At 36.7% G+C, this 11,613-nt stretch carries 14 protein-coding genes; 6 read left to right on the forward strand and 8 right to left on the reverse strand.

Translation table 11 applies throughout. The features are described from left to right. Positions 1 to 108: 108 nt before the first annotated feature. The 3 genes from B4N43_RS07340 (at position 109) to B4N43_RS07350 (ending at position 1,865) form a co-directional block, all read left to right on the forward strand. The gene (locus tag B4N43_RS07340) at positions 109 to 873 is read left to right on the forward strand and encodes a helix-turn-helix domain-containing protein (RefSeq protein ID WP_286733833.1); all 765 of its coding nucleotides are present in this window, start codon (positions 109 to 111) and stop codon (positions 871 to 873) included. Between the two features lie 26 nt (positions 874 to 899). Next, positions 900 to 1,274, forward strand: coding sequence for a VOC family protein (locus B4N43_RS07345; RefSeq protein WP_286733835.1), 375 nt, complete (start codon positions 900 to 902; stop codon positions 1,272 to 1,274). A 93-nt stretch (positions 1,275 to 1,367) separates the two neighbouring features. Beyond that, on the forward strand, positions 1,368 to 1,865 hold the full coding sequence (locus B4N43_RS07350; protein ID WP_286733836.1) for a hypothetical protein: 498 nt from the start codon (positions 1,368 to 1,370) through the stop codon (positions 1,863 to 1,865). 181 nt (positions 1,866 to 2,046) lie between these two features. Here the strand turns inward: B4N43_RS07350 and B4N43_RS07355 are convergent, their stop codons facing one another. Beyond that, positions 2,047 to 3,279 (reverse strand): transglutaminase-like domain-containing protein, encoded by a 1,233-nt coding sequence (locus tag B4N43_RS07355; protein WP_286733838.1) that lies wholly within the window; start codon positions 3,277 to 3,279, stop codon positions 2,047 to 2,049. Positions 3,280 to 3,894: 615 nt separating this feature from the next. Here B4N43_RS07355 and B4N43_RS07360 point away from each other — a divergent pair. After that, complete coding sequence (locus tag B4N43_RS07360; protein WP_286733841.1) at positions 3,895 to 4,761, forward strand: hypothetical protein; 867 nt, start codon at positions 3,895 to 3,897, stop codon at positions 4,759 to 4,761. Between the two features lie 628 nt (positions 4,762 to 5,389). On the opposite strand, the gene ilvD is transcribed toward B4N43_RS07360, so the two are convergent. The 3 genes from ilvD to B4N43_RS07375 all read right to left on the reverse strand — a co-directional run bounded on the left by ilvD (position 5,390) and on the right by B4N43_RS07375 (position 8,614). Then, on the reverse strand, positions 5,390 to 7,078 hold the full coding sequence (gene ilvD / locus B4N43_RS07365; protein ID WP_286733843.1) for a dihydroxy-acid dehydratase: 1,689 nt from the start codon (positions 7,076 to 7,078) through the stop codon (positions 5,390 to 5,392). Positions 7,079 to 7,088: 10 nt separating this feature from the next. Then, positions 7,089 to 7,658 carry a Crp/Fnr family transcriptional regulator gene (locus B4N43_RS07370; protein WP_153848103.1) on the reverse strand — a complete coding sequence of 190 codons (570 nt, stop codon included), beginning with the start codon at positions 7,656 to 7,658 and terminating at the stop codon, positions 7,089 to 7,091. Between the two features lie 446 nt (positions 7,659 to 8,104). Next, complete coding sequence (locus B4N43_RS07375; protein ID WP_286733846.1) at positions 8,105 to 8,614, reverse strand: dihydrofolate reductase family protein; 510 nt, start codon at positions 8,612 to 8,614, stop codon at positions 8,105 to 8,107. An 89-nt stretch (positions 8,615 to 8,703) separates the two neighbouring features. Between B4N43_RS07375 and B4N43_RS07380 the strand changes: the two genes are divergently transcribed. Next, positions 8,704 to 9,045 (forward strand): winged helix-turn-helix transcriptional regulator, encoded by a 342-nt coding sequence (locus B4N43_RS07380; RefSeq protein ID WP_286733849.1) that lies wholly within the window; start codon positions 8,704 to 8,706, stop codon positions 9,043 to 9,045. A 186-nt stretch (positions 9,046 to 9,231) separates the two neighbouring features. Here the strand turns inward: B4N43_RS07380 and B4N43_RS07385 are convergent, their stop codons facing one another. From B4N43_RS07385 to B4N43_RS07390, 3 genes are all read right to left on the reverse strand, one after another. After that, the gene (locus tag B4N43_RS07385; protein WP_286733851.1) at positions 9,232 to 9,426 is read right to left on the reverse strand and encodes a hypothetical protein; all 195 of its coding nucleotides are present in this window, start codon (positions 9,424 to 9,426) and stop codon (positions 9,232 to 9,234) included. 3 nt (positions 9,427 to 9,429) lie between these two features. After that, on the reverse strand, positions 9,430 to 9,645 hold the full coding sequence (locus B4N43_RS25490; RefSeq protein WP_414711893.1) for an SDR family NAD(P)-dependent oxidoreductase: 216 nt from the start codon (positions 9,643 to 9,645) through the stop codon (positions 9,430 to 9,432). 332 nt (positions 9,646 to 9,977) lie between these two features. Then, positions 9,978 to 10,439, reverse strand: a complete 462-nt coding sequence (locus tag B4N43_RS07390; protein WP_286733852.1) for a MaoC family dehydratase — start codon at positions 10,437 to 10,439, stop codon at positions 9,978 to 9,980. Positions 10,440 to 10,755: 316 nt separating this feature from the next. Here B4N43_RS07390 and B4N43_RS07395 point away from each other — a divergent pair, with 316 nt between their 5' ends. Then, complete coding sequence (locus B4N43_RS07395; protein ID WP_120333730.1) at positions 10,756 to 11,094, forward strand: YtxH domain-containing protein; 339 nt, start codon at positions 10,756 to 10,758, stop codon at positions 11,092 to 11,094. Between the two features lie 195 nt (positions 11,095 to 11,289). Here B4N43_RS07395 and B4N43_RS07400 read toward each other — a convergent pair. Further along, the coding region (locus tag B4N43_RS07400; protein WP_286733856.1) for a winged helix-turn-helix transcriptional regulator at positions 11,290 to 11,613 on the reverse strand (324 nt) is incomplete at its 5' end.

An 11,613-nucleotide genomic window follows, 5' to 3' on the forward strand; every position in this document is an offset into this window, starting at 1 on the left:
CCGACGGCCAATCCGCTGCTTTGAGCGATGAGATTATGCTAAGTAGAATGAACAGCGAATTATTTAAAATGATACATTTGTAAATATCAATTTCAGAGCTGCTTAACGATGAATTTTCAAAATAATCAATTAGAATATATCTCACTTAAGCCGTGGCACTCACTTGAACACATCGTTGAGAGTATCTGGATGGTAATAAATAATTCTGATGAGAATAGAGAAGGAATTATTGTTCCAGACGGCAAAATAGACTTATTTCTTTTTATAGATGAAAAAGGAGCTTTTGAGATTTTTATTTGTGGAGTCTGTACAGAACCTGTTATAAAGCCACCATTCCCGAAATCTCGGATGTTCGCCATTAGCTTTTATCCAACTGCTGCGGAATATATTTTTAATCACTCTTTTTCGGATCTAAAAAATACAAAAAAAACGTTGCCAGATGATTATTGGGGATTTTCAAAAGATGACCTCATTGACTTCGAGTGTTTTTATAAAAAGGCCTGTTATACTATTTCTTCAAAGTATAAAAAACAAATGGATGGAATGAAACAGAAGTTGTTTGAGCTTATCAGTAAATCTAGGGGAGAAATTACAGTAAAAGAACTGGCGGGTAAAATATGTTGGAGTAGCAGGCAGATTAACCGCTATTTCCAGAATTGGCTTGGGCTTACGCTAAAATCATATGTTAACATTGTACGTTTTTCAAATTCATTAAAACAACTGAAAGAAGAAAACTTCTATCCAGAACTGAACTATGGCGACCAATCTCACTTTATCCGTGAAGTAAAAAAATATGCCGGAGTAACGCCAACTATTTTAAGCAAAAATGAAAACGACCGATTTATCCAATTGAACCTGATTCCTGATGCATAATTTTGTATTAAATAAAAGAAGAAAAAATGCATCTAAATCACATCAACCTGGTCGTAAAAGAGGTAGATAAAGCCGTAGACCTATTTACGCAAAATTTGGGTTTTAATTTAATTATAAACAGAAACAGCAAAATGGCAGTGCTTGAAAGTAGCAATAATTTTGCTTTAGTCCTTTGGGGGCAGCAATTGAACAACGAGGAAAATAGACATAAGTATCCAGCGAATTTCCATATTGGATTTTATCAAAAAGATGAGAAAGCTGTTCACGAGGTATATCAGAAATTAATAAACGACAGCGGTTTGAAATTTGAAAGCGCACCAAAGAAAATCAGGGATTCATTTGGATTCTATTTTTATTTTGAAAATCTGATGATTGAAATCAGTGTAACTCCTTTTAAATGATCATAAAGTTGAGATTATCTAAGAGAGGTTAGATTTGCTATCAAAATTAAAAACAGAGCGGGGGAATACTAAACCAACCAAAAAATCTATAGTATGAGTTATAAAAGCTATTATTTGAACTGCTTCATATTGATGTTGCCGATCATTATTTGGAATATTTTATTAAGCAATAAGTTGCCTGCCAATTACCAGGCCGAAATATTTTCTGCTAATATTCCGGACGTGTTAACGTACGGTGAGAATATTTTTAGGCTGTTTATAGTTGTAATTTCATTTTTGATGCCTCTGCAGCTGCGTACAAAAAGGCAAAAAGTCGGCTTCAGCATTTATCTTACAGGATTATTGCTGTACATGCTTTCGTGGGTTTTATTAATTTTATTTTCTAAAAGCATTTGGAGCAATAGCCTCCTTGGTTTTTCTGCTCCCGCTTACACACCTTTGGTATGGCTTTTAGGAATTTCACTGATAGGAGATACCTTTAATTTTAACCTGCCATTCAAGAAATGGATTTTTATCATTGCTTCTGCCTTATTTTTAGCCTTTCATCTTACTCATACCATTCTTGTTTATAAAACTTTTACGAAGATCTAGGCTTCATTTTTTTAGTATACTTTTTTTTTAACTCCCCGGGAGCCTGTCCAGCAAAATAATTCCGAGCCTGACAGCACGATAAGTGGCTAGATTTACGATGCTGGGAGACGTAGCTGGAAGTCCGCAACTCCACCTTTGACAGTCTAACTAAAAGCGGCAGGTCATGCCTGCCGATACAATTTTATTGTGTTGTATTTGTTTCAGGGGAAATCCAGAAGTAGGCAGGATCAAACGTAATCACGTTGTTTTTTAAATATTTGTTATTGCTTTTGTCAAACCCACTTGGAACTAAAGAAATGTACTGCAGATCAGGGGCTACGGGCCTATATCTACTTTCTGTGTTAAACTGGCTTTTATTCGTGCATTGAATCCAGTATAAATTCTTTGCCATATAATAATCCAGGTACCAAAGTTTATTTACTTTGGACTCTGCGTTTAGCTTGAGCGATTGATTATTTTTTAAACGCTCCCTAACTTCTTCAATGCTCAGTAAATTGTTGTTGTCGTCCATCACAAATGTACCATGGGAAGGATCCATCCACAGCCATTTTTTTAGAGTTTCAGCATATACGCTATTGATCACATGGCAGTCAGTATCTTTATCGTCTTTTGGCATGCATGTAACATAACGAGACTTAAATCCCATAGCAAGATACATTTCATTTAACGTCATCGCTTTGTGCCGACAGTTGATACCTTTTCCTGTTGCCTTGTGATAGTTGTAAAAATCGATCGCGTCAAACTCACATAGTGCCCAATTGCTGCCGTCATATTTAATATTATTTGCGACAAAAAACATGATATTACAGATTTTGGAGATTTCGTCGCCCTTACCAGCTATCGAGTCCAGATTGAAAAAATTTTTTACCGCTAATAAATTTCGATTGCTCGTTACCTCGTAGGTAAATACCGGCAAAGAGTCACTATTTGCTGAAATGTATCCTCCAGATTGCTGCAATAGGGTTAATTTATCGTACTGCTTCAGTTGGACTAATGCTTTTAAAAATTTACTTTCCTTACGAATATTATCTAGATCTTGATCATTTAAAGCATTACGATAGTCGGTATATCCCCACAAAACTGCCTTTTCAAAACTTGAAACTGCTTGTTTTTTTTGATTGAGTAATGATTGTAAACAAGCAAGGTTGTAGTTTATATTCGCATTGATTTCACCTATCGTAGTTTGATATTCCTGCTTTTCTTTTTCAGATAGCTGTAAGCTGTCCATTTTGGCCGATATGGCATTTAATACTTTTGTGGCTTTTTGATAATCCTTTGCCGGATAATAGGTATTATAATCCCGTTCTAATTTCTTAAAGTCTGATAGGAACTTATTCCATGTCGTCGAGTTTGTTTGTGCAAATGCACTGCCTGTCAAAAATATGAACAGAAGAAGGTTAAATAATGGTTTCATTGGAGGTCTTTAGTTAAATACTGTTTTATTCATAATTAGTGGTTAACAAGGTACTTGCCAAAATGCTATCCTCCTGAAAATAAAAACTTTGAGTTAATAACCCTGTTCGATACCGAACGATTGCTAGCTAAAAACGAACATTCCACAGGCATCACTTCCTCCAAAAGCTGGTTTTTCGTAAATTATTCTCGTTAATTTTATCATCCACGATTAAGCCCCAGTTTCTAAAAGATATCTTTTTCATTTTTCTCTAAATCAACGTGGCAATTCGTTTTTAAGACAATGTCACAACAGATTCCAGCCGGTCTCATCTTTTCTCTACAAATCGGTGCTCTGCATAATAAGTTTAGTTATTAATCTTGTCCCAGTGAGAAGTATTATACCATGATTCTATCCCGATAATTGAAAAATGATAGCGGATAATAAATACAGCTTTACGAATTATAAAATAGCCTTTCATACCAAAAAGACCGGCCGTATATTTACATAAGTAAGGTTGAGTCCAGTAATTGAATTTCGGTAGCGAGCTCGCGCTATTTTAAAAATGGTGAATTAAGCTTTGGTGTACTATTTGGCGAGGCTATATATGTGGGGATAGGTCATAAAAAATACGATATGAGAAAAAAAATAACAGCATTTATGTCAATGTTCTTACTGTGCGTTTTTGCTTTTGGACAAGACTCACACAAAACTAAACCCCAGATAAAAACAGAGGAAATAACCTACCATGGAATAGCGGGGCGGCCTATTAGCAGAAGCGACATGCAAGGACTGGATCAATATAAAGAGTACAATTTAGATGGTACCGTTTCAACTATCTATATCGTAGAGTTTGACAAAAGCAAGAATAAAAATAATTACAATTTAAATGAAAGATATATCTATGAAAAAGGCAAACTCTGCAAAATAGAACTAATTGGCACAGTTACAGGAGATAAATATGGGGAGATTTTGTTCTCTTATAATGAACAAAAACAATTGACAAAAAAGATTGAAAACCGGTACGAGGGCAATAGGTTAAGTCTGAATCAATTTAGCGCATACACGGATTATTTTTATAATGAAAATGACGAAACAATAAAACGTTATGAATACGACGAAACAAAAAAAGACTTTTTGTTAGTTTCTATTGTCACTAAAATATATGATCGGAATAAAAATATGATTCAGGAAAAAACTGACAATTTTGATGGCAATATATCAGGGGTTGTCGATATCAGATATGACAATTCAAATAAACCAATCGAGCTAAATTCTTCTTATTTTAAAGAAACAAAAAATTATAAATACAATTCACATGGCGAAATAGAAGAAGAAAAAAGCAGATCTGAAGAAAGCCCTACCATACAATCATCAACCTATTCATATATTTATGATAATTATGAAAATTGGGTTGAACAAAAGCTGGTTATTAAAAGAAATCCTAAAGACGAATTTGAAGGTGGAATTTTAATAAAAAGAAAGATCGAATATTATGAATAAAACGACCACTAAAAAGTGATATTTGGTTGTTTTTAATGGTTCGATGATTACTTTGTTTTTACAATAATTGATCAACATTGGGGTGGAAGGATACGAAATTCTATCTATTTGAGACAAGTTTTTATTATTAATCAGCAAATTGACGGAGGTAAAGTTTCAAAATGTCAAACGCGGTTTATAATGAGAAGAGGTTATAGAATTGTGTACCGGTCGGGACTGTCCCACTAAGTGTATAAATAAAAACTACGGAGTTCAGTTATGTTACTTATAGCTGGACTTTTTTTCAAATAAATGTAATTCAATTAAAAGCCCGTGGGGAGAGTAATCGCTCCATCGCTAGGTTGTGGGGCATCAACCGAAAGACAGTCAATGAAGATGTCATATATACTCCGCATCTCGTTAAACAACGCATATCTGTTTTTATGGGTTTAATCTATTGTATTCAAGAAGTTTTTATCAATCGGACTACAAGTCTCCAGAAAGGAGTAGAAAGTTGTTAAAAGTCCAAGTTGACGCGTTGCAACTTGAACTTTTAATTTAATAGTTTTTTTGGGGGTACTTCCTTATTTGCCTAAATCATTAGAATTTGGCTATCACGTCAATTCGCTAAGCTGAGACGATTTTATTTTCAAAAATCACAATTTAATATAGCACCACTGCTAGCATTGCTAACAAGTTGCCGATATTGACTCAACCATTTAGAATTTAGTTTTTTTCTGATCGGAATAAAGTTATTTCTTCGCAATTGTATCTCATCTTCGCTAATGTCAGCTGAAAGCATATGTTGGTCAATATCAATAACGATGTGATCTCTGTTTTTTAGTAATCCAATTAATCCACCTTCAGCAGCCTCAGGGGAGACATGTCCTATAGCTATTCCGCGAGTAGCTCCGCTGAATCGCCCATCTGTTATCAAGGCTACCGAACTACCCAATCCCATTCCCATGATCAGGCTTGTAGGTGTCAACATTTCCTGCATCCCCGGCCCACCTTTGGGACCTTCGTAACGGATCACCACAACATCGCCAGCTTTGATCTCACCGGCAAGGATGCCTACTATGGCATCTTGTTGGCTATCATAGCAAACTGCAGTCCCGCTAAATTTCTTTTCGCCCGTGATTCCTGCGGATTTTACCACAGCTCCCTGCTCTGCCAGATTTCCAAATAGAATCGCCAATCCTCCGACAGGACTGTATGGATTGTTTATCGTATGTATGATTGTTGGATCTTTGATCGCTGCATTTGCTATCTTTTCAAATAGCATTTCGCCACCGACCGTTATATTATCCAGGAGGACATGGTTGCTGCGCTTGGTCATTTCGTTCATTACAGCATTTACGCCCCCGGCGCGATGGACGTCTTCCATGTGAACGGTGCTTAAACTGGGCGATATTTTTGCGATGTGAGCTACTTGATCCGATATTGAATTAATGTCCCTAAGCTGAAAATCTACATCTGCTTCGTGAGCTATAGCAAGCATATGAAGAACAGTATTGGTACTACCACCCATAGCCATATCCACTGCAAAAGCATTCTGGATGGCTTTTGCATTAATGATGTTTTTAAGTTTGAATTGTTTGGAAAGCTGATCGTCTTTGGCGATTTCACAGATCCTTCTGGCTGATTCCCGATATAGATTTTCACGCTCGGGTGTTAACGCCAATATGGTTCCATTACCAGGTAGTGCTATACCCATAGCTTCCATCAGCGTGTTCATGGAATTTGCTGTAAACATACCCGAGCAACTACCACCACTGGGGCATGCGTTACACTCGATGTCTTTGAGTTCATCGTCACTGATTAAGCCCGCTTCGTGTTTGCCCACAGCCTCGAAAGCTGTAGACAGGTCAATGGCAGTACCATCTTTGGTATATCCTTTTCGCATGGGTCCTCCACTTACAAAAATTGTAGGCACATCTACACGTAGCGCACCCATAATCATCCCGGGTACAATCTTATCGCAGTTAGGGATAGCTATCATCGCATCCAATTTGTGTGCATTCATGACGCTTTCAATTGAGTTGGCAATTAATTCTCGGCTGGGGAGCGAGTAAAGCATACCATCGTGTCCCATAGCAATACCATCGTCAATACCTATCGTATTGAATTCAAAAGGAATACATCCGTTTGCCTTGATTTCTTCTTTAATGATCTCAGCAACCTTATTCAGAAAAAAATGTCCGGGTATAATTTCGATAAAGGAATTTGCTACTCCAATAAAAGGCTTATCGAAATCGTTATCATTTATGCCTGTGGCCCGAAATAGGGCTCTATGGGGAGTACGTTGGTATCCCTTCTTTACTTCATCGCTTCTCATTTTTTATTAGTTATATAGTAGATTTTAGTCTACTTAGTGTTTCAGGCGATATGGCCAGATAAGCCGCAAGGTTGACATTAGACAAACGCTGTATGAGCTCAGGATTATTTTTCAGTAGATCGCGATAGCGTTCTTTAGCGGTTTGAGTTAATAAGCTGCTGAGTTTATTATTTATGACAGTTAATCCATATTCGAGAATGTAGATATAAAAATTGTCCCAGCCAGGCATGTTTTCCCTCAAAAAGGTAAAATCAGTGTTGCTGATGCTGAGCACCTCCGTATCTTCTACTGCTTGGATAAATTCTGTAGCGGGCTGTCTTGAGATAAAACTAACGATAGAGGTTAGAAAAGTATGCTCAAAAGCCATGAATCGGGTTGCCGTTGATAGTTCGTCATTGCGAAAATATAGGCGCAAACAGCCCTTACCGACAAAGAAAAGATAGTCTGCAATGGAACCTTCGTTGAGCAGATGGTTATTTTTCTTTATCGATTGATGTTTAAAATAAGTTAGGGCCTCTGCTAATTGCTGTTCGGTTAACAACGCTTTCTCACGTAACAATTGTAATAGTTGCTCTCTCATCGCTTATTATTTTATACGTCAAAGATGCACTTTATATTAGGATACAGTCGTTGACATTGGTCAAAAACGTCAACGATTTATTAAAGTTTTAATCTTCTATTGGATAATGGAACTTTGGTAAGTTTAGAGCTAATACAACATTAAAATATACACCAATTATTTCTTTGTTAGGTGCGAAAGCTGTTTGTTTGACTACAGTTGGAAGCGACGGATAAATTAAGTAGATTTAATTTCTATAAAACTTCTTATATGAAGTTTCCATTTTGTTATAACTATTGGTCGGATTTTATACGGTCTTCTTTGCACAAAATGCTGCGGCACATAGCGTTTCGAAGATAGAATTGAAGGAGACATACATCGTTGATATAGATCCGAAAGAAATAATTTTAGCGGATTTGTTTCCGTCATTCAACTATTTTTGAAATACATTTTTGGTTTGTCGTTATTTAGTATTCTTTAGTTAGATGCAATTGAAGAAAACCTTTTTTAAGCGCCTGTCCTTTGTACTTGAACTTTGAACTTAACTCCTTATTGTTTGCTAAAATTGCTCCAGCTCCAGTGATTATAGGGCTGACGTTAAAATAAATATCGGTAACCAAATTCTTGTCCAAAAAAGCGTTGAAAGTACCTGCTCCGCCTCCAACGGCTATTTCCCGCACTCCTTTTGCAGACATATATGCAATTGCCTCCTCAGGACTTGCTAAAGTCTTGTAACCATCAGCCGTATAAGGTTTATCGGCCAATATGATGATTTCTATTCCCTTAAAATGATCTTTTACCGGATCTGGAAAATTTAGAAAATTTTCAAATGTTTTCAATCCTATCACTACATTTCCAACCTGCCTTACAAATTGTACGTAAAATTCCATTGCTTCCGGTGGCAGCTTATGATGTGGATTATCGGATATCAAAATTCTTCCATTAGCTGAAATATTTGCGATTACTGTTACTTTCATAATGATTTTCCTTAAATTTCTGTTCAACAAAACTATTGGATATTCAATATATATTTACTATTCATTACCTTTAGGAAAGTAACTATCATATGAGCAATAAAAATATTGATAAAGAAACGATATTGGCATTAAAAGATGGCATTGAATTGCTCAGTGGCAAATGGAAATTTTGTATCCTGCACAATTTGCAGCAACACGGCACAATGCGGTTTAAAGATCTGCAAGAGATGGCTCAGGGAATATCCCCAAAAGTTCTATCCAAGGAACTTCAGGAATTAGAAGACAATTTACTGATTAGTAGAACAGTTAATGATACCAAACCTGTGACCGTTTCTTATGCGCTTACCGCCTATGCTAAAGAAACGGAGAAAGTTGCCAATGCTTTAATTAAATTTGGTCTAAAGCATAGAGATAAAATTAAAGCAAAATGAGGATTATATCTTAACAGCTCATTTAACTTTCCACCTCAAAGATTAGTATATTGTAGTCTCTCTCCAGACGTTTTTCAATGCTCCGATTTCATTAAAATACCTCCGTTCCAATTTCTCGAGACCTTCGCGAAATATAGCTCTGCGGAAATATACATTTCTTCACTGTCGGTCGGCGGCGTCTTATCCTTACCACTTTGATTCAGGTCTTAAAGCGATGGAGGCGACACAAATACCGTCTGCTTGATCCGCAGGGAAATATGCTGATGGATGAGAGTCAGCGAGACGAAGCCCCCGTATTCGGAGATGAACATTTCCGACCAGAAATTGATAGAGGAGCGCTGAGAGATCTAATCGACGGACTGCTTCCTTGTGGCGTTTCAAATGTTAATTCCAAGATTCTGCCAGTTCAGTAGCTGCATAAGCCCCCATTTGTGCATACCCGCTCACAGAGACTCCAGATGAGATAAGAACAATGGAAGCTCCTTCTGATAAATGAGGGATTAATTTTTGCAAAGTAAAGAATAGTCCTTTGACATTGATGTTGTAAAGGTCGTCAAAAACCTCTTCGGTTGTATCTTCAATTGAATATTGCTTTGCTATTCACGCATTCAGTACAAGCACATCCACTTTGTTTCCGCTAGCTGCAACTGTGGATAGTTCTCGACACGCAACCCGTAACGGTTCAATATCAACTAACAGAATGCGGCTTGACGCTAAAAAAATCATCAATACCCTGGCCGAATGGGGAACTGAACATCGAAAAGTGATTGTCGGGAAGTAATTGATAAATTGTCGATAAGAGACCATAAAAGATTATCGGAAATGTATAAAAGGAGAGCGTTCTAAAATGGCGGCCCTTGCATTTTGTTGTAATTTTTACACTTAGGTAAGGGCGTTCTTGATAGCGTTGCTGATAATGAAATATACCGAGTTTAGGTATTGAAATGATAGAGGAATACTACATCCCCGATATAAGCTGGCTTAATTTGATTCTTGATAACAAGTTTAGCCTCAATAGTCACTTTTATTGTTCCGCGAAGGTTGCAGATGGATTTTGCGGTTGCTTGGAGTTGAACTTCACTATCTACAGGGACAGCTTGTCCAAATCTGAAATTTTCTATTCCATAATTGATTTCCATTTTCACGTTTCTAACATCTGCAATCTGCTTCCATAAGTAAGGAATTAATGATAGGGTCAGATACCCATGTGCAATAGTTGAAGAAAAGGGACCTTCCTCTTCGGCTTTTTTTTTGTCGACATGTATCCATTGATGATCGTGCGTCGCATCCGCAAACAGATTGATCTGCTGTTGATTAATTACATGCCAATTGGAAACCCCGATGAGTTTGCCCTCGTAGGCCTTATATTCTTCAAAATTGTTAATAATTACCATAAACTTCGGTTAGTCTGTAATAACTGATATAGGACAAGTTTAAATAAATGGATGTTAATATCATAATTTAATAACTTATAAACTTCCTAAATATTGCTGATAAACAATATTCAGGCACAAATTAAACGAAGGGAAGCTTAAACGCCATTCTATTTTGGGAATCAAAGAATCTATGAAGTGACAGGTCTAAGTACGGTTAACGATTCCGATTATTACCTAAACTTAGTTTTTATTTCGAAGACTGGTTAAGTTGGTATGTTAATTGTATTTTTTGACTGTATAGAATTAATTACAAACCACTTAATATAAAACTACCATGTTCAACAACAAAGATAATAAATCAGGCTTAGTTCTTGGAATGCTGGCAGGTGCAGCTCTTGGAGCACTTGTAGGACTATTATTTGCTCCAGAAAGTGGAGAGGAAACAAGAAAGAAAATAAAGAAAAAGTCAGATGATTTAAAGGATCAGGCAAAGAATAAATATGGAGAACTTAGTGACGCCGTGAAGGATCAGTTCAACAGTGCTTCTGCGAGTGTTAAAGAGACGGCAAGTAATGTCGCTAATTCGGTGACCGATGGTTTTGATAAACTGAAAGGTCAGATTACATCTAAAGCAGAAGATGCTCAAGAGAAGGCCGAGCCAAAATCAAAATGATGTTAAAAAGCAGTACTTCCTTTCCATCTTATTAAAAGAAGAACGGAAATTGCAATACCGCATTAAAACGACGATTTTTTGCGGGACAAACCTTTTTTAGCGTATGTATATAAGTCGATTCTAAACGAAGAATCGACTTTTTTTTGATCTTTCGCACACCATTTTTTTGGATTTCCCTCGGGGAAATTGAACGTTTTATTTCAAAATTACTTTCCTTAGAAGCTCCTGATGCTCATCACCCCAATTTCCTAGCGCAGAAATTACAGGGATTAAAGTTTTCCCAAATTCTGTAAGACTGTATTCCACTTTAGGTGGTACAACAGGGTAAATAACTTTTGCAACCAATTCGTGCTCTTCAAGTTCTTTTAGCTGAACATTTAGCACTCTTCGTGAAGCATCCGGTATTTTGCGCTGGAGTTCGCTTGGGCGTTTGTACCCTTCATTGATAAACCACAATAATCGTATTTTCCATTTACCATAGAGAACTTCACCAATCAAGTCTAAACCACAGTTGAGACT

The organism is Sphingobacterium sp. UBA1897, from assembly GCF_002337775.1.
Lineage (GTDB): Bacteria > Bacteroidota > Bacteroidia > Sphingobacteriales > Sphingobacteriaceae > Sphingobacterium > Sphingobacterium siyangense.

Excerpts from the sequence above, each read along its gene's own strand:
- B4N43_RS07360 (WP_286733841.1), top strand. The coding sequence starts at position 3,895 with ATGAGAAAAAAAATAACAGCATTTATGTCAATGTTCTTACTGTGCGTT.
- B4N43_RS07345 (WP_286733835.1), top strand. The coding sequence starts at position 900 with ATGCATCTAAATCACATCAACCTGGTCGTAAAAGAGGTAGATAAAGCC.
- B4N43_RS07380 (WP_286733849.1), top strand. The coding sequence starts at position 8,704 with ATGAGCAATAAAAATATTGATAAAGAAACGATATTGGCATTAAAAGAT.
- B4N43_RS07395 (WP_120333730.1), top strand. The coding sequence starts at position 10,756 with ATGTTCAACAACAAAGATAATAAATCAGGCTTAGTTCTTGGAATGCTG.
- B4N43_RS07370 (WP_153848103.1), bottom strand. The coding sequence starts at position 7,658 with ATGAGAGAGCAACTATTACAATTGTTACGTGAGAAAGCGTTGTTAACC.
- ilvD (WP_286733843.1), bottom strand. The coding sequence starts at position 7,078 with ATGAGAAGCGATGAAGTAAAGAAGGGATACCAACGTACTCCCCATAGA.
- B4N43_RS07390 (WP_286733852.1), bottom strand. The coding sequence starts at position 10,439 with ATGGTAATTATTAACAATTTTGAAGAATATAAGGCCTACGAGGGCAAA.
- B4N43_RS07340 (WP_286733833.1), top strand. The coding sequence starts at position 109 with ATGAATTTTCAAAATAATCAATTAGAATATATCTCACTTAAGCCGTGG.
- B4N43_RS07350 (WP_286733836.1), top strand. The coding sequence starts at position 1,368 with ATGAGTTATAAAAGCTATTATTTGAACTGCTTCATATTGATGTTGCCG.
- B4N43_RS07375 (WP_286733846.1), bottom strand. The coding sequence starts at position 8,614 with ATGAAAGTAACAGTAATCGCAAATATTTCAGCTAATGGAAGAATTTTG.
- B4N43_RS07355 (WP_286733838.1), bottom strand. The coding sequence starts at position 3,279 with ATGAAACCATTATTTAACCTTCTTCTGTTCATATTTTTGACAGGCAGT.